This window comes from Acetobacter papayae, assembly GCF_047721125.1.
Taxonomy (GTDB): domain Bacteria; phylum Pseudomonadota; class Alphaproteobacteria; order Acetobacterales; family Acetobacteraceae; genus Acetobacter; species Acetobacter papayae.
Genome location: NZ_JBDNWF010000040.1, coordinates 1 through 23967 on the forward strand (window position 1 = coordinate 1; position 23967 = coordinate 23967).

The following is a 23967-nucleotide window of genomic DNA, read 5'->3' on the forward strand; positions in this document are numbered from 1 at the left end:
TGCAACTGGGTAATGGCGGCACCACGGGTTCGGTCGCTTCATCCGCTATTCACAATAACGGTGCGCTTGTTGTGAACCGCAGCAATGCACTGCTTCTGTCAGGGGTTATTGATGGTACGGGTAGCCTGACACAGGCTGGCACGGGCACGACCGTGCTGAGTGCGGACAACACCTACACAGGGGCCACCACCATTACGCAGGGCACGCTGCAACTGGGTAATGGCGGCACCACGGGTTCGGTCGCTTCATCCGCTATTCACAACAATGGCGCGCTTGTTGTGAACCGCAGCAATACACTGACACTGGCACAGGTTATTGATGGCACGGGTAGCCTGATGCAGGCTGGCACGGGCACGACCGTGCTGAGTGCGGACAACACCTACACAGGGGCTACCACCGTGGAGAGCGGCACATTGGATGTGGAGGGTTCCATTGCGGCTTCAGCCGTGACGGTGCTCAGTGGTAGTACGCTGGAAGGCACAGGGTCTGTTGGCAGCACGCTGATTGAAAAAGGGGCCACCCTTGCGCCTACAGGCATGACTGGCGTGCTAAGCGTGGAGGGAAACCTGGAAATGGCCGATGGTGCAACCCTGTCCGTTCATGAGGATCACCATCCTTCCGGCACGACAATGGAGGTGAATGGACAGACATACGACCAGCTCAATTCCGGCACGGTGGCGGTAACAGGGACGACAGCTCTTTCTGGTACGTTGAATGTGAATGTGATCCCCGGAACACTCCTGAAATCACATGAATACTACACGCTAATTACGTCCGATGGTGGATTTTCCAGCAAGGCGGATACCTTGCAGAGCAACCTGACCAATCTCTACACCTTTCTTTCGCCCTCGCTGTATTACACCGACAATGATCTTGACCTGCTGATGTCGCGTAATGACGTCACCTTCTCCTCCGTGGTGGGAACCCGGAATGAGCGGGCAGTCGCGCAGGTTCTGGATAGCCTGCCTGAAAGCAATGTGCTTGTGCAGGGCATGGAAAGTCTGGATGCGGCAGAGGCACGCCAGAGCATGAATGCGGTTTCGGGCGAGGTATATGCCTCGGCCCGTACGGCGCTGATACAGGATAGCGTGTATGTCCGTCAGGCAGCGCTGGACCGTCTGGAAACAGCCGACTGTCAGGAAGGCGGCATGAGCGGGGCTATCCACACCGCGTCACTGGCGACAGGGCGCAAGGACGAAGGCTGCCTGAGCGGACAGGCCGTGCTGTGGGGCGAGGCCTATGGCGGGCTCGGGCGCAATAATGGCGATGGCAACGCCGCCAGCATGCACCATTCCACCACCGGCTTTATCATGGGTCTTGATACGCCCATCATGGATGGCAAGTGGCGGATTGGTGGCCTGTTCAGCTATGGCCGTTCCATGTTCGATGTTGGGAGTGGGCGCGGGTCTTCCGGCCATAGCAACAACATTACCGTGGGGGGCTATGCTGGCACGCACTGGGGCGCACTGAGCCTGAAGCTGGGGGCCTCCTATACGTGGAACATGCTGAGCATGCAGCGCAATGTCGCGATTGCTGATTACGCCAGCCGGCAGTCCAGCAGCTATTCCGGTGGCACGGCGCAGGCGTTTGGTGAGCTTGGCTACCGTTTCCACACGGCTTACGGCACGGTCGAACCCTTTGGCAATGTGGCTTATGTCAACCTTGATACCAATGGCTATCAGGAAGAAGGGGGCGCTGCAGCCCTACAGGGGCGTGGCACCAATACCGGGGTGACGTTCTCCACCTTCGGGGTGAAGATGTTCAAATCCGTGCAGGTGGGCAAGCTGCTGCTGCTGCCGCATGGCTCTCTGGCCTACCGCCGCGCGTTTGGTCTGCTCACCCCCACAAACCACACCATGCTGGCCTCCGTAGGCAGTGGCGATATGGATGTGGCCGGGGTAGCGCTTTCGCAGGACTCCGCCGTGGTGGATGCCGGGCTGAATGTCCGGCTGACGGATAGGGTCGATGTTGGGCTGTCCTATATCGGGCAGTATGGAAACCAGTCGGTTGAAAGCGGGGCCATGGGCCGGGCACATTTCCGGTTCTAGGTGTGTATTGTGCCCCCGACGTTTCGTGCGTCGGGGGTCGCTGCCAGAGTCGCCCTTTTTAAGGGGTTGGCAGTTTTTCCATCATATCAGCACGATAGGCGAGTAGGGCCTGCGGGCTGTGCAAAAAGGCTTGTGTTCTATTTTTGTTCTGACGTAGGGATGGAGGCGAAAAAGGAGCCATCCCATGCACCAGGACAAGACCGATACGCTCGCCCTCCTGCGCGAAAAACTCTGTCGTATGGAGCCAGCCCAACCCCTTTCAGCCGACAGGCTGCCCACCGGTTTTGCGGATATTGACGCCCATCTGGGGGGCGGTCTGGCGCGGGGCTGTGTGCATGAACTGTTTAGTGCCGGGCATGACAGGGCGCAGGCGGGGCGGCCAGCCGCTTTTGCCGCGCATGTGCTGGCACAGACGACCGGCCCCGTAATCTGGGTAAGCGAAGATTATCCGGACCTGTCCGCGCCGGGTATTCGCCAGTCCGGCCTTAACCCCGGCCGCCTGCTCTGTGTCACCACCCGGCAGGGCGGGCTGGAAAATCTGTGTGAGGATGTTCTGAACGAACGCGGCGTGTGCGCGCTGGTGGCGGATATTCGCGCGCCACTTTCGCCTGCGCGGCTTCGTCGGCTCGTGCTTGCGGCGGGGCGGAGCCATGTTACGGGCTTTCTGCTCCACCGGGCGGCGGCATTTGCAGCGGAACCACCCGCCAGCGCCAGCATGACCCGCTGGCGTATTGGCGGAGGGAGCGCTCTTGGCCGTGCTGATTTTGCGGCCTGGTCGCCTGTTGTGGGGCCTGAGCGCTGGTCGGTGGATCTGCTGTGGCATCGCGATGGCCCGGCGGGCCCATGGGGCATTACGCCAGCGCGTGAGGGTGGGCCGTACAGGCAGCCCATGCCGTGGGCGGGCGAGCAGCGGGCCAGAGCCTGATCCTCTTTTGTCTGATCTCGCCCGCCTGATTGGACGGCACCGCCAATGTCTGGCACCTTCATGCCGGGTGAACTGGGCCGCAGGGCCGTGCTTCAGCCACGATAGGCCGGACAGGAAAGGCGGATGACATGGGCACGAAACGGGTTCTGCTGGTGGCGGGGTGCCTGCTTGCCATGGCCGTTACCCCTGCACTGGCGCAGGATAATGAGGAAGACGGCGATTACACGGCGCTAACCAACAAAACGACAAAAACCGCCAACGCCACCTGCATCGATTACCTGAATTCCGAACATGGCGGCTATTCGGGCGATAAAATGAATGAATCCCGACAGCCTGATGAAATCACCATTGGTCTGTCCAAGGCTATCCGTGATGAATGCCAGAAGCACCCTAAAGAGCCGGTGCGCAAGGCGGTGGCTGATGTAAAGGACGCCTATGCTGCGGAACTAGCGGATATCCAGCGCAGAATGAAAAATCAGGACAGCACGCTCAAAAACAATAGCGGCACATAAGGTCAGGCTTTGCGCGTATCCGCACCGGGGGGCATCCGGTTGCGGGGCCGGTGAGTGTTGTGTTACATTATAACATAACACTCACATGGAGAGACCGGAATGAGACAGGCCTGCCCAACCCGTCAGCTCTTTGCCGTGCCGCCGCCGCTGGAGCATATCAGCCGTCCTGACTGCCCGATTGCGCAGGAACCACGCCAGATGAGCCAGCCCGTAAAGGACGCGGCGGCGCGCTGGGTCTCTCACGGGCCGGAGCTTTTTCTCAGCCGTGGCACGGTGGAAATTATCGAAACCGAATTGCAGCCTGTCATGCCCGCTAGCACGCAACCGCTGGTGGAGGACATGCTGGCCCTTGCGCGTTGTTACCAGCAGGTGGCCGGTATTCATGAACTGCGCTTCCGTCTTGAAAAAATCGACCATGACAGTTGCCGCCGCTTCCATGTCGATTACGTGCCCCTGCGCCTGTTGTGCACCTATGTTGGCCCCGGTGTTCAGTGGCGGCATGCCAGCGACCAGCTTGTGCATAAAACCCCCGCAGGCTGGCTGACCCTGCTCAAGGGCAAGCTGTACCCCGGCTGGGAGGCCGAGCGGGCGGTGCTCCATCGCTCCCCACCACTTTCGGTTTTGAAAGCGCCCGTTACACGTCTGCTTCTGACGCTCGACCATGTGGACGCCTGCGGCACGAACTAAAGGGCTGTGTTGCCGGTATTTTGTGCCGGGGTGGGGGTATGGTGCCGTCGGGTTTTGCCGGGCGCGGGGCTGCTCCGCCCGTGCCGGATTTGCCTTGTGGTGGGGAGCCGGTATGAATTGAAGGGCGAACCCAACCCGATTTTGCGTGAGACCCACCGATGTCCATCGCCTTTATTGATCTTGCTGCCCAGAAACGCGTTCTGGGAGATCGTATTACAGCCGCCATGGAGCGGGTGCTCGGCCATTGCGGTTTCATCAACGGGCCGGAGGTCAGGGCCTTTGAAGAGCAGCTTGCCGCGTTTTCGGGGGCGCAGCACGCAATAGGCTGCGCCAACGGTACGGATGCCCTCATGCTTGTGCTGATGGCAGAAAACATCGGGCCGGGGGATGCGGTGTTCGTGCCGTCTTTCACCTTTGTCGCCACTGCCGAGGTGGTGCCTTTTCTGGGGGCGACCCCGGTTTTTGTGGACGTGCAGGAAGAGACGTTCAACATGGACCCGCAGAGCCTTGAAGCCGCCGTGCAGACCGCGCTGCACAAGGGGCTGAAACCGCGTGCGGTTATTCCGGTCGATCTGTTCGGTCTTTCAGCCGATTACGATGCGCTGGTGCCCGTGGCCAGACAGTACGGCCTGACGGTTATTGCCGATTCGGCGCAGGGGTTCGGGTGTTCCTATCATGGCCGCCGGAGCGGCACGCTGGGCGACTATACAACCACGAGCTTTTTCCCCGCCAAACCGCTGGGCTGTTATGGCGATGGTGGCGCAATCCTGACGGATGATGCGGACAAGGCCGCCCTTATCCGCTCACTGGCCGTGCATGGCACCGGTAAGGACCGGTATGACAATGTCCGTATCGGGGTCAACAGCCGACTGGATACGTTGCAGGCTGCGATCCTGAGCGAAAAACTGGCGATTTTTGAAGAGGAAATTGCCGCGCGCAACCGCATTGCGGACCGCTACGCACAGGGGCTTGCAGGTGTGGTTAAAACACCGGACGTGCCGCAGGGGCTGGTGTCCGTGTGGGCGCAATATACGGTGCGGGTCAAACACCGTAACGCCTTTGCCGAAAACATGAAGCAGTTGGGTGTGCCTACGGCCATTTACTACGCCACGCCGCTGCATGAGCAGACAGGCTACCGGGGTTTTCCCGTTCCCGAGGCCGGGCTGCCGGTCAGCAATGTGCTGGCGCAGGATGTTATCAGCCTGCCCATGCACCCCTATCTGGACGAGCAGACACAGGACCGGATTATCGAGGCCGTTAAAGCCTCGTGCACGGATGCTGTCTGACACGGAAACCTGTCGGATAGCGTAAAAAACGGATGGGCTTTTACGGCCCTTCCGGGGGCGGGTGCAGGCCGCTTTGATGTGTATAGCGATCATGTTGTTATCACATGTCTGTCAGCGGCGGTTATGCCCGCCTAACCTGCTGGACAAGCAGATTGGCCATAATTATTGAATCGTTAAGGGGCTGGGTGCGTTTCTGGCCGTGGGCCGACACCCTCCCTGAAGAGACGATTCATGATGATGGATACGATTTCTGATCTTTCTGTGCTGTCTGCCCAGAGGAGCGATCCGGTTCGGGTTATCAGAACCAATGCCCGCCTCCAGCATGTAACGCAGGATAGTTTTTTCTTCTCCGGTCGGCCCGCGCGGCTGGCTATGGCCTATATCTCCCCCCATAACGATTTTCAGGCAACGGTTGGCGCGCTCCAGCGCCTTGCGGGGCAAACTCCGCTGATTGCAACCATGACCGCGGGAGAGCTGTGCACGCAGGGCGGCGCCACGCGCGAGCCGCTCTACAACGACACCCGCTCCCGGTGGGATGATGTGGTGCTCCAGCTTTTCAGCCCCGAGATGGTTGAAACCGTATCCATTCATACTATCGCGCTGGATGACGGGGAGGGCTCGTCATCCACCGTGCAGCCGGATGTGCGGGTCGAGCGGATACAGGCCCAGCTTTCGCGCATTACCCTGCCTTTTGTCATCAACCCGCAGAACACACTGGCCGTGACGCTGATAGACGGACTGGCCAAGGCGGAAAACTACTTTGCCGAAGCGCTTTACAAGGCCGAGAGTTTTCCCTGCGCGTTTATTGGTGGCTCTTCCGGCGGCACGCTCGACTTTAGCGACACAGCACTGTTCGATGGCAGGCGTGTGGTGCGCAACCATGCAGTGCTGGCGTTTCTCAAGCTCGCGCCTGATTTTGCATTCAGCATTTTCAAGACACAGAATTTCGTTAATACCGGCTGCTCCTTCATTGTTACGGAGGCTGATGCGGGTAGCCGGATGGTGCGCTCCGTGCTGGACCGGCAGAGTGTTACGGTTGTCAATATTCTCGACACCCTCGCGGCCCTGATGTCGTGCCGCAAGGAAAAAGTGTTTGAAGCGCTGGAAGATTACACCTTCGCGCTGTCTATCGAGGGGGAGCTGTATATCCGCTCCATTTCTAGCATTGATGTAGCGCAGGGCGTGGTGTCGTTCTATGCCGACATCAATGTTGGTGATGAACTGTTTTTGTTAAAAGCAAATGATTTTAACAAAACTACCCGTTCCGACCTGAACGCCTTTCTGCGTGGCAAGCCGCAGCCCGTAGGCGCTATTCTGAACGACTGCATCCTGCGGCGTCTGAACAATGCCAGCCATCTGCATGATCTTGATGGCATGTGGCCCATGCCCGCAGCCGGTTTTTCGTGCTTTGGCGAGTTTTTCGGCATCAACATGAACCAGACCCTGACAGCCGCCGTGTTTTTCCGGCTGGAAGAGGGCGAGGTTTTTCATGATGAATTTATCGAGTATTTTCCTATCTATTATGGCCGGTATTCACAGTATTTTTTGCAGACCCGCCTTAACCAGCAGAAAATCCTCAACGATATCCGCAAAGGGCTGATCGAGCGCATGGTGGATTTTATCCGCCGCACGGCGCAGAGCAGCCTTGAGCTTGAACAGATGGTGAAGCAGACCGAGGCGGTGCGCGTCACTATGGAAAGTGTGCGGGCAGAACTGCACGCACGCATGCAGAGCATGGCCAGCGACAACCAGAAAGGCGTGCTTGAGCAGGAATTTCAGAATGTTGTGCACAGAACAAAGGAACTGTTCGATATTGTGACCATTCTGGAGAAAATCTCGCTCCAGACCAATATCCTGTCGCTGAATGCGGCGGTCGAGGCCGCGCGAGTGGGTGAGCAGGGCAAGGGGTTTGCCGTGATCGCCAGCGAAGTGCGTATTCTGGCCCAGCATACCAAGGACAGTCTGGGCAAGAGTGCGCAGGCCCTGGTGGGGGTGAAAACCTCAACCGGCGTGCTGGGTGAGCATATTGAACAGTCGGAAAAAAAGCTGAGCGAGGCGCGCGATAATTACGGCGAAATCTTTGCCCGGATCGGCAGCATGTTCTCCTCTTTCGAGCAGATCAACGAAGTGATGAACTCGGTCGAGGAAATGTCGCACCAGCAGGCGCAGCTTATCCGCACGGTTGAAGATGATATCGCCCATCTGCGAAAAATCGAGCAGTAGGGCCGTATTTCCGGCCGGGAGCAATGCCCCGGCCGGAAAACGGTCAGGCCCCATAACAGGGCATGACCGGGTTAGTGGAACCAGCCGGACTCTTTCTTGACAGCCGCCTGACCTTTTAGTTCAGCGGCGTTGCCTTCTTTTTCCAGCAGGGTTTTCGTGCCGGTCGACAGGTTGCGGTTTGCATCCGCTTCCGACTGGGTAAGGTCGGTTTTGGCTTTCTGTGCGTTCAGCTTGCTGTCGATTATGTCGTTTTCACGCGATACCTGCGTTTTCTTGGACTGGATGTCCAGCGAGCGGTCCTCCAGCTCAAGGGCGCGCAGTTTGTCTTCATACGCATCATCACGCGCCTGACGGGCATCCTTGCGGGCCTGTGCTTCGGCGTTGATACGGGCCTGCGCCGCCTGACGGGCTGCCTGTGCGCGGGCCTGCGCCTGCGCCTGAGCCCGTGCGGCGGCCTGAGCCTGAGCCTGAGCCTGCATAGCCTGATAGGTATTGCGTTGCTGGGCCGCATCCACGGCGTCAATCTGATCTGTCAGCGACTGCGCCTGAACGGTGCCGGGCGCAATGGCGGGAAGCATCAGGGGCAGCAGCAGGGCGGCCCGCACAACATGTTTCATAGCAGTCATCCCTTGCGGTTTTTACCGGGTGGGGGGGCAGGCGTGGTTGGGCTGGATGCGGGTTTCACCCGGTGCGGATTCAACCATCACAGCACGACCGGGTACGAACTCGCAGGCGCGGCCAACCTGAGCGGAGTTGAAGGTCTGGTTGTTCTGCTCATAGGTAAGGGACACGCCCTCAACCAGTGTCTGGCTGGCTACGAGTGAGCCAGCACCCACACCGGCTGCCGCACCGCCAACACCACCCAGAGCACCAAGCCCGGCGGAGCCGCCAACGCCAGCACCCAGTCCGGCACCAAGGCCAGCACCCAGAATACCGCCAACGATCTGGGCGGTCTGGCGATTGCGTGCGTTGCTGACCTGCACTTTGGCGGGCAGCACGGCCAGAATGGTTACAACCTTCGCGAGCTGGCGCTGGTTGACCTGAGAGGCCGTATAGGTATCCGCCCGGTTTTCTTCACCGGGGGTGGTGCAGGCCGCCAGAGAAAGGGCAGAGGCCAGCAGAACGCCGAGTTTCGCGGAGGTTTTGATCATGGTCGATCCTTGGATCATAAAATAGTGTCCCATGCTTTTAGGGCATGCTCAGGGCATTGAAAATAATAAGAGTCTGCAGATTGACAAGCCAGATAAACATTCTGGTCTGCGGATGTTAATATTTGCCCCTTAAAGAAATATTAACAGATTATAAAAATCTAAGGGAGTCCATTTTCATTGCAGCATCTGGCCTGTGCGCTGGCCGGTTGCTTTTTTTCAGGTTCCGGCATTGGCCGTGTACCGCTCATGCAGGTCACGAACAGCCTGCACAAGCTCGCCTATATTATCATCGCAGAACGTCGCCTGCATGGCGGCCAGCGGCGCATCGGTAAAGAACGGCCAGTCCAGTGTGGCGCGCACGGTCTGCAGGGCCAGTATGGCGCGCTCATAACGGTCGATTTCGCAGGCCATGCAAGGAGGCTGGGTTACGAGGCTGAACAGCCCGTCTGCCACGGCGGCGGCATAAGGGCGGGCGGGGTGTGTGGTCATGCGGTCTGTCCCTCCCTTGCGCTGGAACCGTCATGAGTATGTGCGTTAAAAACGCACAAGGCGCAAGATCAAAACACCGGCAGTAGGGTCTGAGCCGCTATTTCCATGTCCATTTGCCGACAACCCGCCCGTTGATGCTGATTTCATCGAGTGTCAGCTCATAGGTGGAATAGGCGGGGTTGATGCTCATGATCCGCACGCGGCGGGGTTCTTCCATGCCGGGCAGGAGTTCAAGGCGTTTGAGAACAAGGCCGAATCCGTCCCACAGCACATAAACACCCGGCGGGGAGGGGGCGCGGTGGGCCGTATCCACCAGCACGCGGTCTCCTGCCTGATAATCTGGCTCCATGCTATCGCCCGCTACACGCACAATGGCGAGGGTTTCGGGCGATTCGGCAAAGGCGCTGATATAGCCGCGCGGCAGGCTCCAGTGCTCCACGGGGCGCAGCCCGTCCTGTGGTGCGCACAGCACGGGCACACTGCCCGGCCCGGCGGAGGTCAGGACATCATATTCCGGTATGCTGACCTGCCTGGGCGAGGTGTGTGAGGTTTGCTCTTCTGGGTCAGGGGGCAGGGGGGCGGGCTGTTCGGGTAGGCTGCCGCTGGCCATGCCGCGAGGGAAACCGGGCTGCCGCACGGGGCGCCTATCTGCGAATCCGTTGGTCAGGGCTGGGTCGTTCCGCCCGTGTGGAGCCAGATTCATGCCCAGAACGGCCTCGCCCGTGGTCAGCCCCCCAAGGTTCCAGATCTCGGCGGTGGTAATGGGGGGATCTCCCCGCCCGGCGAGCAGCGGCACCATGAGCTTGACCATAGCCAGTGGCAGTTCCTCCTTTTTGTAGGAGGTTTCATAGGTGCGGTACGAGGAGAACTTGTCTCCATACCCCAGCGCGCGCGCGAAATCGCGGATTGTATACCCCGCGCGTTCGCGCAGGGCTTTCAGCCTGTCCGTGATACGAATTCTCGTCATGCGGCATTGTGTGTGAAAACGGCACATGTGTCAGTGCGGAAAAACCGCTTGATTGTTGTGCGTTATAGGCGCACATATCGTGCATATTTTACGCACGATACCGACGCCATCCTGCCGGGGTGGCGGGTTCGTAACCGCAAGGCCCCGTCATGACTGACTCTCCCCCCTGTGAAGCGCCGCCCGCCCCGGTGTTGCGTTCGCCTTCCGGCTCGCTGCCGCCCCCAGCCCCCCTGACCCCGGCGGATTCCGACCTGCGGGGCCTGCCCTTTATGCCGCTCGATACGGTGCGGCTGCTCGATAGTGATCTCTTTGCCCTGAGCACGGGCGATGAGTTCAAATGTGCTGTAGCCCTGTGGTGCAAGGCGTGGCAGCAGGTACCTGCAGGGAGCCTGCCTGACCATGAGCGCGTGCTGGCGCATCTGTCAGGTGCCGGAGCGGGGTGGGTGGGCGTGCGGGCTATGGCCCTGCATGGGTGGGTCTTGTGCACGGATGGCCGCCTGTACCACCCCGTTCTGGCGGAAAAAGCCAATCACGCATGGAAAGCCCGGCAGGCGCAGCGGGCTCGCGCCAACCGCCGCTGGCACCCACATGAGCGGCAGGGGGCCGACGGCTTGCCAGAACAGGGGGCGGAAAAACCGCCCATTCCTGTCCGCGCGGCCTCAAACGGCCCGACTGCCACGGCATATGCAAGAGAGAGTACAAGGGAGAGTACAAAGGACAGTACGGGCCAGAATGCAGCCACCCTGCGTGGGGTGCGGCTTTCGCCCGTATGGCAGCCAGATCCCGCCTTGCAGGCTTTCGCCTGCACACTCGGGCTGGAGCCGCAGGCAGTGGCCGAGCGGTTTCGCGATTACTGGCTGGCGGTGCCGGGCGCGCGCGGGCGTAAATCTGACTGGGGCGCGACATGGCGCAACTGGTGCAGGCGCGAGCGCGCGGGCGGCGGCGGGCCGTCTGCCCGGCCACCGCACCCGCTGGAAGAACAGGCCGAGCGGCTGCTCCGCCGCGTAGCGGGGGCCGGGGTATGACGGCGTCTTTCCTGCATCCTGTCTGTGTCGGGGGGCAGGCCTGCGGGCCGGGGGCGGAGCTAGCGCGTGAACTGGCCTGTTTTCGCCCCGGCGGGTTTGCCCCGCCCGAACAGATTGTGCCCGAAGCCTGCGCCTTGCTGGCCCGGCTGGAGCACGCCCTGAACCCCATGCCGGAGGCCGCGCTGCGAACCCGCCTGCGAGACCTTGCGGAAATCGTCAATGCGGGGGTGGCCAATCCTCTGCCCGGCGCGGCGCTGGATGTGCGGTGCGCGGCCCTGTGGGTGGCCTGTGCTCCGTTGCCCGCTCTGGTGTGGGAAGGAGCTGTGGAGCGCGATGCGCTGCGGCTGTTCCGGTTTTTTCCATCAGTGGCGGAGCTGGTGGCGTTTTTGCAGGGGCGTAGCGCGCCAGCGCGCTGTCTGGCCACGCGGCTGGAGCTGCTGCTGGCGGATGTGGACCGCCGCGCCAGCGCCCGCCAGCGCCATGTCGTGCGTGAGGCCGCATGGCACGCTGCCCGCCCCGGTATCTTTGCACAGAATGAGAACAGAAAATGAGCATGTCCCGCAATACAGTGTCTTCCTCTCCCCGTGGTGCGGTTGCGCCCGTGCCACTTGCTCCCACGCCCGAACGTCTGGCGCGGTCGGTGTTTACGGGCAGCGCCCCGCTTCGGGTGCTGACCACCGTTCAGGCGCTGCTGAATGCAGGCGATATCGGGCAGGATGCCGCCAACGCCGCCGAACGCTGGTACAGGGACTGGATGTTCGCGCGTGAAGGCGTGAGCGATAATGCTCTCGCAGCACAGGCAGAATCCATCACTCGGCATGATGCGGTGTCCTGGCAGCTTGTGCGGGGCCGGGCCTCAGCACGGTTGTCGGATGTACGTGCCGCATTGGGAGGCTGTGGCGAGGTGCGCCTGTGCCTGATGATGGTGCGTGAAATGTCTTTTGCTCAGATGGGAAAAATCCTGTTCCCGCATCTGTCCGAGGCGCGTTCGCGGCTGAAGGTGTCGGCCCAGTGCGCCATGGTTCTGGAACAGCTTGAGGCGTTTTATGCCATGGCACGGAAGCGGAATGGGTCTGAAAAAACCTATGGTGAAAAGGAATTTTGAAAAATACAGAAAAAACCTCTTGCCAGCTGCGCGCGGGCTTGATAGGTATTTTCTTACATTGGAATTTCTGCGCCAGACAGCCGCCCCACCGGGCGGCTTTTTTTATGCCCGTATGCCTGCGGCGGGTCTGGCGCATTTTTCGGAAAAAATATGTTACAGACAGTCAAGTGTTCGGACATCGTGCGTCTTGGGCGCAACATGGCCGTATGTGTGGGCGTGCGGCATGACCATGCCGTTCTGTGCTTTCTTGTGCCTGAATCGGAAAATACCCGCCACAGGGCGGATGTATCGCTCTCCTTATGCGATAGTGCCGAGGCCGGTATCAGGCCAGACCAGCGTGTGCGGTGTGTAGGCCGTGTGCATGGCACGGCTTTGCAGGCGGAGGGGCGCATGCCCGCGGCCGCCATGCGGCGTATTTTGTCCATGCTCGAACGCGAAAACACCTTTCAGGCCAGCGAACACGCCACACCCCAGCCGCGTGGCCCGCGTGTGAGCGCGCAGCGCGGGGGTATTGTTGCATGGCACGCACAGGCCGAGCCCCCCATGCGTGGAGGCGGGTTGCGTGTTTTCCGCCGGACAGGACAGGAATGGGCCGAGCATGAACGCACAGGACACGGACGGGCCGGTGGACAGCCTGCCAGACAGTCCGCTCCACAGGAACGGGCCAGACGGCAGGCCGGACAGTCATTTACCCAGCGCTTCAACCCGCCGCCCGGAGAACTGCCCCGAGGCTTGCTCGACCAGCAGCCCGGCCAGTACCCCAGCCAGTCCTGCGGGCGCGCCCAGACCAGCCCGGAATGCGAAAGCCTGCACGCCTGATCCTGCGCTGAGTGCAGCGCAATGGCGTGTGGTGCTCAGCCTGACGGAAGAAGGGTGCAGCCTGCGCGAAATAGCGGAGCAGCCCGGCATGCCTGACTGGCCTGTACTGCGCCGGCATGTGCGGGGCAGCGGTGCACGGGCAGCAGGGTTTGCCCGCGCCCGCATGCTGGCGGCGGAAGCCTTCGAGGACAGGCTGATCAAGGAGCTTGAAACCATAAAGGGAGAGGACACGGCCGCCATGCGCCTGCGGATTGATACGCTCAAATGGCTCATGGCCCGCCGCGCCCCCGCCCGTTATGGCGAGAAGGTGGAAGATGCAGAGACCCGGCCCGAACGTCCGGCCATGGTGCGGCGGGTGATTATCGACCCGCCTGCCCCGCGCACATGAAAGACCGGCGGTTGCAACGCGCCCTGCGCGCGCTGGATATGCCAACCGCGCGCGTGTTCGCGCCCCTGCTGGGGCCATGCCGTTACAAGGGGGCTTATGGGGGGCGCGGGTCTGGCAAATCGCATTTTTTTGGCGAATGCGTGGTGGAGGAGCATCTGCGCCTGCCGGGGCACCGGAGTGTGTGTATCCGCGAGGTGCAGCGCTCCATGGAGCAGTCGTCGCGGCGGTTGATTCTGGACAAGATTGCCCAGCATGGGCTGGAGCCTTGGTTTGATGTGCAGGACCGCGCCATTCGCACACCGGGTGATGGTCTCATCATTTTTCAGGGCATGCAGAGCCATACGGCAGACAGCATCAAGTCGCTTGAAGGGTTTGACCGGGCATGGGTGGAAGAAGCGCAGAACCTGTCGGCCCTGAGCTGGCGGCTTTTGCGCCCGACCCTGCGCAAGAAGGATTCGGAAATATGGGCAAGCTGGAACCCGGTTTTTGAACATGACCCCGTTGATGTGTTCTTTCGTGGGGCGGGTAGCGAGCGGGCTGATCTTGTGGCGGTGCGCGCAAACTGGGCCGATAATCCGTGGTTTGGCGAAGGGGCTTTGCCGCGCGAGCGCGAGGCCGATGCCGCCACCCGCCCGGATGACTATGCCCATGTATGGGAAGGGGCATACCGCACCCGTTCCGATGCGTTGGTCTTTTCGGGCATGGTGGAGGTGCGGGCGTTTTCAACACCCGAGAATATCCGGCCCTATTACGGTGTTGACTGGGGTTTTTCAAAAGACCCTCTGGCGGCGTTGCGCTGCTGGGTGGCGCAGGACGTATTGTATATCGATTACGAGGCCGGGGGCGTTGGCATAGAGCTTGATGCCATTCCCGCCGTGCTGGACACCGTGCCCGGTGCGCGCCAGTGGCCCTGGCGGGCAGACGGCGCGCGGCCTGAAACAATCAGTTTTCTAGCGCGCAGGCATGGTTTCAGAATAACCGCGGCTCGCAAATGGCCCGGCAGTGTGGCGGACGGTATCGCCCGGTTGCGGGCGTTCCGGCGCATTGTGGTGCATCCGCGCTGCGTGCGTGTGGTGGCCGAGTTTCACAGCTACGCCTATCGGGTTGACCCCGGCACAGAGGATGTCCTGCCCGTGGTGGAGGACGCCAATAATCACTGGATGGATGCCCTGCGCTACGCGCTGGACGGGCTTATTCATAACCGGCGCACCCTGCCGCGCTTTACGGCGGGCACGGTGCGCCAGATCATGAAAATGGACTGAGCATGACAAAGGGTTTTTGGCACCGTATCACGGCATGGCGCAGGCCATTACCCCTGCCTGAGCCGCACGGACAGGCTGTTCCCGCCCCTTCTGCCCTTACAAAAGCGCGCAAGCCGCAGTGGCGTGCGGTGACGGGTATGCCGGAGGCGGAGGCAGCGGCGGCTTTGTTTGCGCCGTACCAGCCGCCAGCCAGTGTCAGGGGGACGGGAAGCGTGCTGGCGCATGACAGCATGGCGTCCGCCGTGTGGGACCATGCCGCCGTTGGTCTGGCGTGGGGCAATGGGCTGCTGGCTGAAGGGCTGACATTCAGGGGGTATCCGACGCTCGCGGCCATGATGCTGCGGGCGGAGTTTCGCAAACCGGTCGAAATTATCGCGCGGGAAGCCACGCGGGAGTGGATACGCTTTCGCATTATGGGCGCGCAGGACAACGCGCCTGAAAATACGCTGGAGGATACACAGGGCGGCCTGCCACCGGCAGCGCAGTCCGCTCCCCCGCAGGCTTACCCGCGTGACAGTGCTGTGCGTCTGCGGGCGGTGGAGCAGGCTTTTGCCCGGTTGGATGTGCGTGACCTCATGCGCCGTCTGGTGGCGCAGGCGCTGGGTTATGGCATGGGGCATGTCTGGATCGGGCTGAAAGGCGCGGAAGGAAGTGAGGCCCTGCCATTGCGGCTGACCAGCCATGGCGTAGGGCGCGGCCAGCTTGACCGGCTGGGCCTGATCGACCCGGTTTGGACAACGCCTGCGGAGTATAATGCCGTTAATCCGCTGGCGGCGGAGTATTACCGACCGACAGGCTGGTGGGTGCAGGGCACGCAGGTGCATGCAACGCGGCTTTTGACCATGGTGCCCTATGAGGTGCCGGACCTGCTCAAGCCCGCCTATAATTTTGGCGGACTGGCCCTGCCGCAGATGCTCGAAGCCTCGGTGCAGAATTTCCTGCGCACACGGCAGGCGGTATCGGACATGATCGGTAATTATGCCACGCGCGTTCTGCGCACCGATATGGCAGGCGGCATGGCCGACCCCGGTGGTGCACCGGAAATAGACGCCGAGGGCGTGAGCGCGCGGCTTGCTGCCATGAGTGCCTGGCAGAGCAGCAACGGCACGTTTGTGCTCGACCGCGAGACAGAGGATTTTGCCATTAGCACGGCTTCCCTGTCCGGGTTGTCGGAGCTTCAGGCCCAGTCGCAGGAGTTCATGGCGGCGGTGCCGGGTATTCCGCTGGTCAAGCTGTTCGGGTTGCAGCCGCAGGGGCTCAATGCCTCATCTGATGGAGAAATCCGCGTTTTCTATGATGAAATAGCGGCTTTTCAGCAGGCTCATATGGCCCCGGTGCTGCGCGCTATCCTACGGCTGGTGCAGCTTGACCTGTGGGGGTGGGCGGACCCGGCGCTGGAGTTCGAGTTTGTGCCGCTGTGGCAGATGTCCGAGCAGGAAAGTGCCGCCGTGGAGCGGCAGAAAGCCGATATGGACGAAGTCAATATCCGTTCAGGCAAAATCACCCCGGCGGAAGCGCGTGCGCGCGAGGCGGCGGATGGCACAAGCCTGTACCGCACGCTGGGCCTGCGTGCCGCAAACCCCGGTAATGTCGCCACAGATCCACAAAAGGCACAGTCATGACAGAAATGTTTGCAATGCCCGAGCGGTGTCTGGCCTATGACCGGGCAGGCTCTGTCCGGCTGATGGATGAGGATGGTCGCCTGCGTGTGGCGGTTACCCCTATCAGCAAGGCGGCGGTCAACCGCTATTTCGGGCGTGAAATTCCCGGAGCGGAGGCGCTGGGGCTCATGCCCGACAGGGCGTATCGCCTGCTGCGTGCGCCTGATGAGCTTGAAAAGGCGGCCGACAGTTTCAACAGTATTCCGGTTCTGGCCGAGCATGTTCATGTTACGGCCCAGACCCCCCGGCCTGATCTGGTGGTGGGGGCAACCGGCACGGATGCGCGGTTTACTGACCCGTATCTGACCAATGCGCTGGTGCTCTGGAACGCGCAGGCCATAGAGGGCGTGCGTTCGGGAGAACAGCGTGAACTTTCCTGTGCTTATCGTTATGTGCCGGTGATGGAGCCGGGGGTCTGGCAGGGCCAGCCATACGATGGGCGCATGACCCAGATCCGCGGCAACCACGTCGCTCTTGTGCGCGCGGGGCGCGCCGGGCCGGACGTGCTGGTGGCGGACGCACAACCAAAGGAACATGGAATGGCATTTTCACCATCGCGCGGCCCGTCCCGTCCGGGGGCGGGAAACGACAGGGGCAGCGCTGGGCAGACTGCCCCGGCCCAGAGCGGTCTGGTGGGTAAAGACGCCGGGCAGGGCGGCGCAGGCCAGCCTGTGGCCTCGGGGGGCTGCGTTACGGGGGCACAGGCTTTGGGCCAGTCCGCTGCGGGGGCCGCTGGCGCGCCGGTGTCGGCCAAAGCTGGGACCATGCAGGGTGATGACGGCTGCAAGGCGGGCGAACTCTTTGCCCGCATGGGGGCGGCCCTGGCCTCCGGCGCGCTGGACATGACAGCCGGGCCGCAGGAGCTGGCGGTGTGGCTGGCGCCGTATCTGGCCGGGCCGGGATGCGCCACGCCGCCCGATGCCAACGGTCAGTCTGCCGATAGCGATACCGATACGGACGCGCAGGGTGCCGCACCGGGCATGGCACAGGATAGTGCCGTGCGCCGGGCGGTGGATGCCGCCCTTATGGCTGAGCGCCAGCGCCAGCGCGATGTCACTGCCGCTCTGGCCATGGTGCGCCCGCTGGTGGGCGATGTGCTGGGCATGGACAGTGCCGAGGCCATTCTGCGCTACGCCCTGCACGAATGTGGCGTGCAGACCGAAGGCGTGAACATGGCCGGGCTGCGCGCTCTGGTGGCGGGGCGTGCTGGCATGGGTGGTTTTACGGGTTCATCGGCGGGGGCGCAGGACGGGGCAGGCGGCGGAGATTTTGCCGCACGTCATGGCCTTCGCACACCGCGCAAGTTTTAAGGAGAGCAGGAAATGTCTTTTCCTAATGCCGTCAATTATGGCTGGCCTGCCGGTTTTCCCGGTTCATGGGCTACGGACAATCCCCGGCGGCTCAAAGTCGCGGGGCCGAACGGCTTTCGCGCAGGGGCGGGCGGGGTAACGGTTGCGGCCTTTGGCTGGGTACAGGCTGACGGGGTGAGCGTGCTCAACTCCGGCACGGGCGCGCCCGGCGGGTTTGTATGCCGCACCCAGCAGGGTGTGCTGACCCAGTATCTGCAGGAAGCCTGCATGACTGTGCCCGAAGGGTTCATGCTCGCTCTGGCAGAAGGGGGCGATGTGTTTGCCCTGTCCACCACGCAGGCCACCAGCGGGCAGGCGGTTTATGCCACGCTGGCCACGGGGGCTATTAGCACCGGTGCGGCAGGGGCTGCCCCCACCGGCACGGTGGAAACCGGCTGGGTGGTGGCGCGTGGCGGGGCCGCGGGCTCGCCCATTATTCTGTCTGGCCCGCTCTCGGCCACAAATTCAGGAAACTGAACGCAATGCGCGATATTTTCAGAAACGACGCCCAGACCCTCGCACGGGACTGGGGTATTCATCTTGCCGGTGTGCGGGGCTATTTTTCTGAAATGGCCATGGATGCGGACCTGCCATCCTACACCCCCACCACCGCACCCAATAGTGCGGTGCCCGCCCTGTTTACCACCTATACTGACCCCGTTATCATTCGCGCGCTGGTAACCCCCACCCGCTCGGAGGCCATTTACGGCAGCGCCAAAAAGGGCGACTGGACAACGGATACGGCGCAGTTTCCGGTTGTGGAACTCTCCGGTTATGCCTCGGCCTATGATGATTACAGCTCCAGTGGCACGGCGGATGGCAATGCCAACTGGGTGCCGCGCCAGTCCTTTCATTTCCAGACATGGACACGCTGGGGCGAGCGCGAGGTGGAGCGCATGGGGGCTGCAAAGATCGACTGGGTTAACCAGAAAAACCTTGCCAGTATCTCGGTGCTGAACAAAAACGCCAATGCCATAAACCTGTTTGGTCTTGAAGGCATGGAGCTGTTTGGCGCGCTCAATGATCCTTCCCTGCCTGCGGCTATTGCCCCTGTGGCCAAGGTCGCGCCTTCGGGCAGTGCCACGTCGGGCAATACCTGGGCGGATATTGCTGACCCGGTTCAGGTTTATGCGGATATTCTCAAGGCCTTTGGCGTCCTCAGCACCCAGCTTGGCGGTAATCTGACGCTGGAAAGCCCGATGACGCTGGTTATTCCCACCGAGCGGCAGCAGTGCCTGCTCTATACAAACCAGTATCAGGTTTCGCTGGCGGACCTGCTGAAAAAGAACCTGCCCAATCTGGTGGTGGAAACCCTGCCCGAAGCGGGAACGACACTGGCTGGCGGGCAGTCAAGCACCACGCTCATGCAGCTTTTCGCAACCGAAATCGAAGGCCAGCGCAGCGTTACCACCGCCTTTACGGAAAAACTGCGCACCCATGTGGTGGAGCAGTATTCCTCCAACTTCCGTCAGAAGAAGTCGCAGGGCACGTGGGGCACTCTCTGGTTCTACCCGCATGCCTGCGTGACCATGGCCGGAATCTGAGCCGGGTAATCCGGCTGGTATTTCTGCAAAACTTTTTAACAGAACGGACTGTATTCCATTATGGCTCATGCTGTTTCATCCGCCCGGGGGGCGGAAACGGTAACGGTTGTCTGCCGCCTGCCCTCTGGGCTGGTGCTGGACCTGTATGACCCCGAGGACCTGCGCCGCCGCGCGGGTTCTGTGGCGCCAGTTATGGCGCCGCCGGTGCCGCGTGCGAGTGTGCGGCTGGAGGGTGCGCGGCGCGATGCGCGTTTTCATGCCCGTGATAACCGCCTGCTGGGCCTTGCGGGGCGCACGCAGGTGGATGCGGCGTTCTGGGCAGCATGGGTTGAGCAGAACCCCGGTTATCTGCCGCTCAAGAACGGTCTGGTGTTTGCACAGGCCCGCGCGGCGGATGCCGAGGCCCGGCTGGCGGAATGTGCCAGCCAGCGCACGGGGCTGGAAGGGCTCGACCCCAGCACCCTGCCGGGTGTCACCCCCGCCCACGCGGACCCCGGCTGATGGCGGCGGCCATGCCGGATGATACGGGGGGTATAGTGGTGTTTGACTACACCGCATGGGCCACCCGCTATCCCGTGCTGGCGCAGGCCGTAGCGCAGGATCAGGCGCAGGCGTTTTTCGATCAGGCATGCCTGTATCTGGCCAATACGCCAGCAGGCCCGGTGCGCGATCTGGCGCGCCGGGCCATGCTGCTGGGGCTGCTGGTGGCGCATATTGCAACGCTGGAACTGCCACAGGCGCAGGGCGGGCAGGCGGGGCTGGTCGGGCGTGTGGCTTCGGCCACGCAAGGGAGCGTTACGGTCAGCACCGCTTACGCAACACTGGCTGAGCGGGCGGCATGGTTTGCCCAGACCGCCTATGGCGCGGCGTTCTGGGCGGCCACACGCGGGCTGCGGCAGGCGCGTTACGTGCCGGATGCAAGACGAAGGATGCCGCCGTGGGGCTGAATCTTTTCACGCTGGCAGGCGCATTGTGCGCGCAGGCGGTTCCCCCGCAGGCTGCGGTTTTGCATGCCAGCACCGGCAGCACGGTCAATGCGGATGGCAGCGTGACACCGCTTTATACCGCAACGCCGGTGCAGATTGTGGTGCAGCCCCCCGGTCCGCAGGATCTGCAACTGGTGGAAGGCCTTGGCCAGCAGGCCGAATTACGGGTGGTGTACGTGAACGCCCCGGTGCATGCGCTCAGCCGTGCCTTGCAGACAGGGGGCGATATTCTGGAGTTTTCCGGATCTGACTGGCTCGTGACCCGCTCGGTGGAAGACTGGGCGGCCGATACCTCGGGAGAGAGCGAATGGGTGAAGGTAGTGGTAACACGGCAGCTCCCGGCCAGCGCGTAACAGCCGCTGCGCCCGCAGCCGGTGGCATGGTGGAAAGCCCTACCGAAACGGCGGTGTGTGCTGCCCTGCGCGCCTGGCTGGTGGCCGTGCTGCCTGCCGGGGTGGGGGTTGTGGCCGGGCAGTCCAACCGTGTGGCCCCACCTCTGCCGCCTTTTGTAACCCTGACACTGAGCGGGCGCGAGCGCCTGTCCAGCGGGGGGTGGCATTACACTGCTACCACGCGTGAACTGGCTGTGCCCACGCAGCTTGGCGTGCAGGTACGCCTGTTCGGGCCGGGGGCGGGCGATATGGCGCAGCGTGTCATTGCCCTGTGGCGCGATATGCAGGCGGCGGATTTCCTGTCCGCGCAGGGGCTCGCCCTGTCTCCGCTGGATGTGCAGAGCGCGCACCAGAGCGGCTTTGTGACAGCCGAACATCAGTATGAAGACTGCTGGGAGGTAAACCTTCTGGCGCAGGTCACATTTATCCTGAGCATTCCACAGGATTTTGCAACAACTCTGCCGGTTCTGACAATCGGGGCCGATGCAGCTTACCCGCCACAGGAGTAAAACCATGGCAGGCATTCCCATTTCTTCAATTGTTCAGGTAACACCGGGCGTACTGGTGGCGGGTGGCGGGCTGAACGGGCTGACCGGACTGGTGCTGACGCAGCAGACCGGCATTGTGCCCGCGGGCACCGTGCTGAGCTATACCAGTGCGGCGGATGTTGGCACCGCCTTTGGCACCACGTCGGGCGAATACGCCATGGCGCAGGTTTATTTTGCCGGGTATGACACCGCGGTTCTGACCCCGGCCAGCCTGCTCTTTGGCGGTTATGCTCCTGCGGCTTCGGGGGCTGAGGCCACGGCCAGCGTGACGGGTGGCGCGGTATCGGCCATTGCGGTGGCGCAGGGTGGCAGCGGGTATGACACCGCCCCGAGCGTGACGTTTTCCGGTGGTGGCGGCAGCGGTGCTGCGGCTACGGCCACGGTTTCGGGCGGGGTTGTAACGGGTATTACCATCACCGATGGTGGCACCGGCTATACGCAGGCCCCCACTGTCACGCTCAGTGCTGCCAGCACCGACAGCCCGGCCACGCGCATGGACAATCTGCGCCGGGCTAGCGGGACGTGGAACGGCTTTGCCCCGGCTTTTGAACCTACTCTGGACGAAAAAAAGGCTCTTGCCACATGGGTGGGCACACAGGATAGCGCCGTATGGGCTGTGCTGTGGGATACGGACCCGCAGGCCGTAACGCAGGCCAGCACCACCGCCTTTGGCGTGTGGCTGGCCCAGCAGGCGATTGAAGGGGTTTCGGCGGTTTATGGTGGGGCCGTTAGTGCGGCGCTGTGTCTGGGGTGGATGGCCTCGCTGTCTTTTGGCACCCGTGCCGGGCGGCAGACGCTGGCGTTCATTCAGGATGCCTCGGGTCTGGTCACGCCAGCCGTGACAGATGGGGCCACGGCAGCCACGCTGATTGCAAATGGCTATAATTTTTATGGCAGTTACGCCAGTGGCAGCAGCCAGTTCTCTTTCATGCGGCCGGGTAGCGTATCGGGGCGGTTCGCCTGGGCGGATAGTTTTGTCAACCAGATCTGGCTGAATGCCAGCCTGACAGAAGCTCTGGTGACACTCCTGCTCAACACCGGGCAGATTCCTTACAACACCGAGGGCGATACCCTCGTAAAAGCCGCCGTGCAGGATACCATCAGCAGTGCGCTGGCCTTTGGTGCCATTCAGCCCGGTGTCAGCCTGACAACCGCGCAGAAACAGCAGATCGCCAATGCGGCGGGTGTGGCGGCAGCAGCGGACGCGGTTGGGGCGCAGGGGTGGTATTTCCAGCCCGGTGTGTCCACAGCGGCGGCCTCTTACCGGGTGGCGCGCACAACACCGCCCGCGCGGCTCTGGTACGCTGATGGGCAGAGCGTGCAGGCCATTCAGCTCAGCAGTGTCGAGGTACAGTAAGCATGGCGTACGATATTACGGCGGCCAATGCCGTTTTTACCATTACGGTGGCGGGGCTGTATAACGCCCCCATCACGCTTCAGAACTTTGCCGCCGATCAGGCATGGGATACGGCGGCACAGAACTGCGCCGAAACCGAAATGTCGGTCGATGGCTACCTGAACACGGGCTGGACACCGGCCCCGGTTGATCAGGCCATTCATTTTTCCGCCGGGAGCGAAAGCGTTGTGGTGTTCGAGGCGATCATGGCCGCGCAGCAGACGGCGCGTGCGCTGTTCCGGCTGGGGGGTGAACTGACACTCAAGGGCACGGGGCGGCGCTATACCATGGTCAATGGCGTGTTGCAGGCAATGGCGGTTGTGCCCTCTGCCGGGCGGGTGCTGCACCCGCGCAGTTTCGCCATTCGGTGGCAGTCTGTCTGGCCAGCAGGTATCTGATGGCGGTGCGTGAAGTCACGCTGAGCGTGCCCATGGAAGGCGCTGACCATAACAAGCGCTTTGTCATTACCCGTATGTCCGCCTTTGAGGCGGATCGCTGGGGGCGGCACTGCCTCCAGGCCGCTCTGGGCTGCGGGGCCGATCTGACGGGGATTACCCCTGAGGATGGGCTGGCCGGGCTGGCGGCGGCGGGTATTGGCCTGTTTGGTGCTATGGAGCCCGAGCGGATGGACAGCCTGCTGGAGCGGCTGATGCGCTGTGTCAGCGTGCAGCCCGACCCGGCAAACCCCACCCTGCGCCGCCCTTTGCATGAAAGCGACATAGAGGAAATCCCCACCGTGGGCTGGCTCCAGAAGGAAGCTTTTGCCCTGCATGTGGATTTTTTCAGGGGCGTCGGCCTGTTGTTCTCCCTTCCCGCACCCACGGGCGGGGAGAAGGACAGCCCGCCGCCCGGTGCGTCAATGTAAGCGAGCGGCTGGCGCTGGTTGTTTCGGAAGGGCTGGCAAGCCTTCATGACCTGCAAACCCTTTATGACAGCGAAGATTTTGAGATGCTCCTTGAAATGGCGCTTATCAGGCGATGGAACCGGTAATCAATGGCGATGGAGCATGATAGCCCGCCGGGCATGATCCGGCCCGAAACAGCGTGGGAACATGCCCGCCTTGCCTGGCAACTGCTGGATGTTTTCAGGCGTGCCCAGCGGGTTATGTATGGGGGGAGTGCCGGGTTTTCTGGCGCGGGCGGGCCGGATATGGGGGCGGTGCTAGGTGTATCGGGGGCTGCGGTGCGGCAGGCGCTGTATCGGG

The 23967-nt window shown here is 62.1% G+C and carries 28 protein-coding genes; 24 read left to right on the forward strand and 4 right to left on the reverse strand.

The annotated features are described in order from the left end of the window. From ABF757_RS10570 to ABF757_RS10595, 6 genes are all read left to right on the forward strand, one after another. The coding region (locus tag ABF757_RS10570) for an autotransporter family protein (RefSeq protein WP_415482251.1) at window positions 1-2048 on the forward strand (2048 nt) is incomplete at its 5' end. A gap of 184 nt (window positions 2049-2232) precedes the next feature. Then, entirely contained in the window at window positions 2233-2973 is a 741-nt protein-coding gene (locus ABF757_RS10575) for an ImuA family protein (protein ID WP_415482253.1), read from the forward strand. 128 nt (window positions 2974-3101) lie between these two features. Beyond that, window positions 3102-3485 (forward strand): hypothetical protein, encoded by a 384-nt coding sequence (locus ABF757_RS10580; protein WP_025861482.1) that lies wholly within the window; start codon window positions 3102-3104, stop codon window positions 3483-3485. A 99-nt stretch (window positions 3486-3584) separates the two neighbouring features. After that, complete coding sequence (locus ABF757_RS10585) at window positions 3585-4172, forward strand: DUF1826 domain-containing protein (RefSeq protein WP_415482254.1); 588 nt, start codon at window positions 3585-3587, stop codon at window positions 4170-4172. Window positions 4173-4330: 158 nt separating this feature from the next. Next, window positions 4331-5458: a DegT/DnrJ/EryC1/StrS family aminotransferase gene (locus ABF757_RS10590; RefSeq protein ID WP_415482255.1), complete on the forward strand. Its 1128-nt coding sequence runs from the start codon at window positions 4331-4333 to the stop codon at window positions 5456-5458. Between the two features lie 231 nt (window positions 5459-5689). Next, window positions 5690-7681: a methyl-accepting chemotaxis protein gene (locus tag ABF757_RS10595; RefSeq protein ID WP_415482256.1), complete on the forward strand. Its 1992-nt coding sequence runs from the start codon at window positions 5690-5692 to the stop codon at window positions 7679-7681. 71 nt (window positions 7682-7752) lie between these two features. Here the strand turns inward: ABF757_RS10595 and ABF757_RS10600 are convergent, their stop codons facing one another. The 4 genes from ABF757_RS10600 to ABF757_RS10615 all read right to left on the reverse strand — a co-directional run bounded on the left by ABF757_RS10600 (window position 7753) and on the right by ABF757_RS10615 (window position 10288). Beyond that, window positions 7753-8298 carry a DUF5384 family protein gene (locus ABF757_RS10600; RefSeq protein ID WP_025861485.1) on the reverse strand — a complete coding sequence of 182 codons (546 nt, stop codon included), beginning with the start codon at window positions 8296-8298 and terminating at the stop codon, window positions 7753-7755. 21 nt (window positions 8299-8319) lie between these two features. Beyond that, window positions 8320-8832, reverse strand: a complete 513-nt coding sequence (locus ABF757_RS10605) for a hypothetical protein (RefSeq protein ID WP_415482258.1) — start codon at window positions 8830-8832, stop codon at window positions 8320-8322. A 216-nt stretch (window positions 8833-9048) separates the two neighbouring features. After that, window positions 9049-9321, reverse strand: a complete 273-nt coding sequence (locus ABF757_RS10610) for a hypothetical protein (RefSeq protein WP_415482260.1) — start codon at window positions 9319-9321, stop codon at window positions 9049-9051. A gap of 97 nt (window positions 9322-9418) precedes the next feature. Beyond that, complete coding sequence (locus ABF757_RS10615; RefSeq protein WP_415482262.1) at window positions 9419-10288, reverse strand: S24 family peptidase; 870 nt, start codon at window positions 10286-10288, stop codon at window positions 9419-9421. Window positions 10289-10437: 149 nt separating this feature from the next. Here ABF757_RS10615 and ABF757_RS10620 point away from each other — a divergent pair, with 149 nt between their 5' ends. The 18 genes from ABF757_RS10620 to ABF757_RS10705 form a co-directional block, all read left to right on the forward strand. Continuing rightward, window positions 10438-11313 (forward strand): DUF1376 domain-containing protein, encoded by an 876-nt coding sequence (locus ABF757_RS10620; RefSeq protein ID WP_415482263.1) that lies wholly within the window; start codon window positions 10438-10440, stop codon window positions 11311-11313. Further along, a complete protein-coding gene (locus ABF757_RS10625) occupies window positions 11310-11864 on the forward strand; it encodes a hypothetical protein (protein ID WP_415482265.1) in 555 nt (184 codons plus the stop codon). Before ABF757_RS10620 ends, ABF757_RS10625 begins: the two co-directional genes overlap by 4 nt. 2 nt (window positions 11865-11866) lie before the next feature. Beyond that, window positions 11867-12418: a hypothetical protein gene (locus tag ABF757_RS10630; protein WP_415482266.1), complete on the forward strand. Its 552-nt coding sequence runs from the start codon at window positions 11867-11869 to the stop codon at window positions 12416-12418. 150 nt (window positions 12419-12568) lie between these two features. Then, complete coding sequence (locus ABF757_RS10635; RefSeq protein WP_415482268.1) at window positions 12569-13237, forward strand: hypothetical protein; 669 nt, start codon at window positions 12569-12571, stop codon at window positions 13235-13237. 28 nt (window positions 13238-13265) lie between these two features. After that, window positions 13266-13625 (forward strand): terminase small subunit-like protein, encoded by a 360-nt coding sequence (locus tag ABF757_RS10640; protein ID WP_415482270.1) that lies wholly within the window; start codon window positions 13266-13268, stop codon window positions 13623-13625. Then, entirely contained in the window at window positions 13622-14887 is a 1266-nt protein-coding gene (locus tag ABF757_RS10645) for a PBSX family phage terminase large subunit (protein ID WP_415482272.1), read from the forward strand. Before ABF757_RS10640 ends, ABF757_RS10645 begins: the two co-directional genes overlap by 4 nt. 2 nt (window positions 14888-14889) lie before the next feature. After that, window positions 14890-16509 carry a phage portal protein gene (locus tag ABF757_RS10650; protein ID WP_415482274.1) on the forward strand — a complete coding sequence of 540 codons (1620 nt, stop codon included), beginning with the start codon at window positions 14890-14892 and terminating at the stop codon, window positions 16507-16509. Continuing rightward, the gene (locus ABF757_RS10655; protein WP_415482276.1) at window positions 16506-17858 is read left to right on the forward strand and encodes a DUF2213 domain-containing protein; all 1353 of its coding nucleotides are present in this window, start codon (window positions 16506-16508) and stop codon (window positions 17856-17858) included. Before ABF757_RS10650 ends, ABF757_RS10655 begins: the two co-directional genes overlap by 4 nt. 12 nt (window positions 17859-17870) lie before the next feature. Further along, window positions 17871-18374 (forward strand): structural cement protein Gp24, encoded by a 504-nt coding sequence (locus ABF757_RS10660; RefSeq protein ID WP_415482278.1) that lies wholly within the window; start codon window positions 17871-17873, stop codon window positions 18372-18374. 5 nt (window positions 18375-18379) lie between these two features. Then, window positions 18380-19441 (forward strand): DUF2184 domain-containing protein, encoded by a 1062-nt coding sequence (locus ABF757_RS10665; protein WP_415482280.1) that lies wholly within the window; start codon window positions 18380-18382, stop codon window positions 19439-19441. A 60-nt stretch (window positions 19442-19501) separates the two neighbouring features. Continuing rightward, window positions 19502-19942, forward strand: a complete 441-nt coding sequence (locus tag ABF757_RS10670; protein ID WP_415482281.1) for a hypothetical protein — start codon at window positions 19502-19504, stop codon at window positions 19940-19942. Further along, window positions 19942-20388, forward strand: a complete 447-nt coding sequence (locus ABF757_RS10675) for a DUF4054 domain-containing protein (RefSeq protein WP_415482283.1) — start codon at window positions 19942-19944, stop codon at window positions 20386-20388. The genes ABF757_RS10670 and ABF757_RS10675 overlap by 1 nt, the downstream gene beginning before the upstream one ends. After that, window positions 20379-20780, forward strand: a complete 402-nt coding sequence (locus tag ABF757_RS10680) for a hypothetical protein (RefSeq protein WP_415482285.1) — start codon at window positions 20379-20381, stop codon at window positions 20778-20780. Before ABF757_RS10675 ends, ABF757_RS10680 begins: the two co-directional genes overlap by 10 nt. Continuing rightward, complete coding sequence (locus tag ABF757_RS10685; protein WP_415482287.1) at window positions 20735-21328, forward strand: phage neck terminator protein; 594 nt, start codon at window positions 20735-20737, stop codon at window positions 21326-21328. The genes ABF757_RS10680 and ABF757_RS10685 overlap by 46 nt, the downstream gene beginning before the upstream one ends. A gap of 4 nt (window positions 21329-21332) precedes the next feature. Further along, on the forward strand, window positions 21333-22724 hold the full coding sequence (locus ABF757_RS10690; RefSeq protein ID WP_415482289.1) for a DUF3383 family protein: 1392 nt from the start codon (window positions 21333-21335) through the stop codon (window positions 22722-22724). Window positions 22725-22726: 2 nt separating this feature from the next. Continuing rightward, window positions 22727-23161, forward strand: a complete 435-nt coding sequence (locus ABF757_RS10695; protein WP_415482291.1) for a phage tail fiber protein — start codon at window positions 22727-22729, stop codon at window positions 23159-23161. Then, window positions 23161-23628: a hypothetical protein gene (locus tag ABF757_RS10700; RefSeq protein ID WP_415482293.1), complete on the forward strand. Its 468-nt coding sequence runs from the start codon at window positions 23161-23163 to the stop codon at window positions 23626-23628. The genes ABF757_RS10695 and ABF757_RS10700 overlap by 1 nt, the downstream gene beginning before the upstream one ends. Before the next feature lie 128 nt (window positions 23629-23756). Then, on the forward strand, window positions 23757-23967 hold a 211-nt coding region (locus ABF757_RS10705; protein ID WP_415482295.1), incomplete at its 3' end, for a hypothetical protein.

Coding starts and splice junctions, on each gene's coding strand:
- ABF757_RS10690 (WP_415482289.1), top strand. CDS start 21,333: ATGGCAGGCATTCCCATTTCTTCAATTGTTCAGGTAACACCGGGCGTA.
- ABF757_RS10575 (WP_415482253.1), top strand. CDS start 2,233: ATGCACCAGGACAAGACCGATACGCTCGCCCTCCTGCGCGAAAAACTC.
- ABF757_RS10695 (WP_415482291.1), top strand. CDS start 22,727: ATGGCGTACGATATTACGGCGGCCAATGCCGTTTTTACCATTACGGTG.
- ABF757_RS10645 (WP_415482272.1), top strand. CDS start 13,622: ATGAAAGACCGGCGGTTGCAACGCGCCCTGCGCGCGCTGGATATGCCA.
- ABF757_RS10660 (WP_415482278.1), top strand. CDS start 17,871: ATGTCTTTTCCTAATGCCGTCAATTATGGCTGGCCTGCCGGTTTTCCC.
- ABF757_RS10635 (WP_415482268.1), top strand. CDS start 12,569: ATGTTACAGACAGTCAAGTGTTCGGACATCGTGCGTCTTGGGCGCAAC.
- ABF757_RS10580 (WP_025861482.1), top strand. CDS start 3,102: ATGGGCACGAAACGGGTTCTGCTGGTGGCGGGGTGCCTGCTTGCCATG.
- ABF757_RS10685 (WP_415482287.1), top strand. CDS start 20,735: ATGGGTGAAGGTAGTGGTAACACGGCAGCTCCCGGCCAGCGCGTAACA.
- ABF757_RS10625 (WP_415482265.1), top strand. CDS start 11,310: ATGACGGCGTCTTTCCTGCATCCTGTCTGTGTCGGGGGGCAGGCCTGC.
- ABF757_RS10615 (WP_415482262.1), bottom strand. CDS start 10,288: ATGACGAGAATTCGTATCACGGACAGGCTGAAAGCCCTGCGCGAACGC.
- ABF757_RS10700 (WP_415482293.1), top strand. CDS start 23,161: ATGGCGGTGCGTGAAGTCACGCTGAGCGTGCCCATGGAAGGCGCTGAC.
- ABF757_RS10670 (WP_415482281.1), top strand. CDS start 19,502: ATGGCTCATGCTGTTTCATCCGCCCGGGGGGCGGAAACGGTAACGGTT.
- ABF757_RS10630 (WP_415482266.1), top strand. CDS start 11,867: ATGTCCCGCAATACAGTGTCTTCCTCTCCCCGTGGTGCGGTTGCGCCC.
- ABF757_RS10585 (WP_415482254.1), top strand. CDS start 3,585: ATGAGACAGGCCTGCCCAACCCGTCAGCTCTTTGCCGTGCCGCCGCCG.
- ABF757_RS10590 (WP_415482255.1), top strand. CDS start 4,331: ATGTCCATCGCCTTTATTGATCTTGCTGCCCAGAAACGCGTTCTGGGA.
- ABF757_RS10605 (WP_415482258.1), bottom strand. CDS start 8,832: ATGATCAAAACCTCCGCGAAACTCGGCGTTCTGCTGGCCTCTGCCCTT.
- ABF757_RS10610 (WP_415482260.1), bottom strand. CDS start 9,321: ATGACCACACACCCCGCCCGCCCTTATGCCGCCGCCGTGGCAGACGGG.
- ABF757_RS10600 (WP_025861485.1), bottom strand. CDS start 8,298: ATGAAACATGTTGTGCGGGCCGCCCTGCTGCTGCCCCTGATGCTTCCC.
- ABF757_RS10655 (WP_415482276.1), top strand. CDS start 16,506: ATGACAGAAATGTTTGCAATGCCCGAGCGGTGTCTGGCCTATGACCGG.
- ABF757_RS10650 (WP_415482274.1), top strand. CDS start 14,890: ATGACAAAGGGTTTTTGGCACCGTATCACGGCATGGCGCAGGCCATTA.
- ABF757_RS10665 (WP_415482280.1), top strand. CDS start 18,380: ATGCGCGATATTTTCAGAAACGACGCCCAGACCCTCGCACGGGACTGG.
- ABF757_RS10675 (WP_415482283.1), top strand. CDS start 19,942: ATGGCGGCGGCCATGCCGGATGATACGGGGGGTATAGTGGTGTTTGAC.
- ABF757_RS10620 (WP_415482263.1), top strand. CDS start 10,438: ATGACTGACTCTCCCCCCTGTGAAGCGCCGCCCGCCCCGGTGTTGCGT.
- ABF757_RS10595 (WP_415482256.1), top strand. CDS start 5,690: ATGATGATGGATACGATTTCTGATCTTTCTGTGCTGTCTGCCCAGAGG.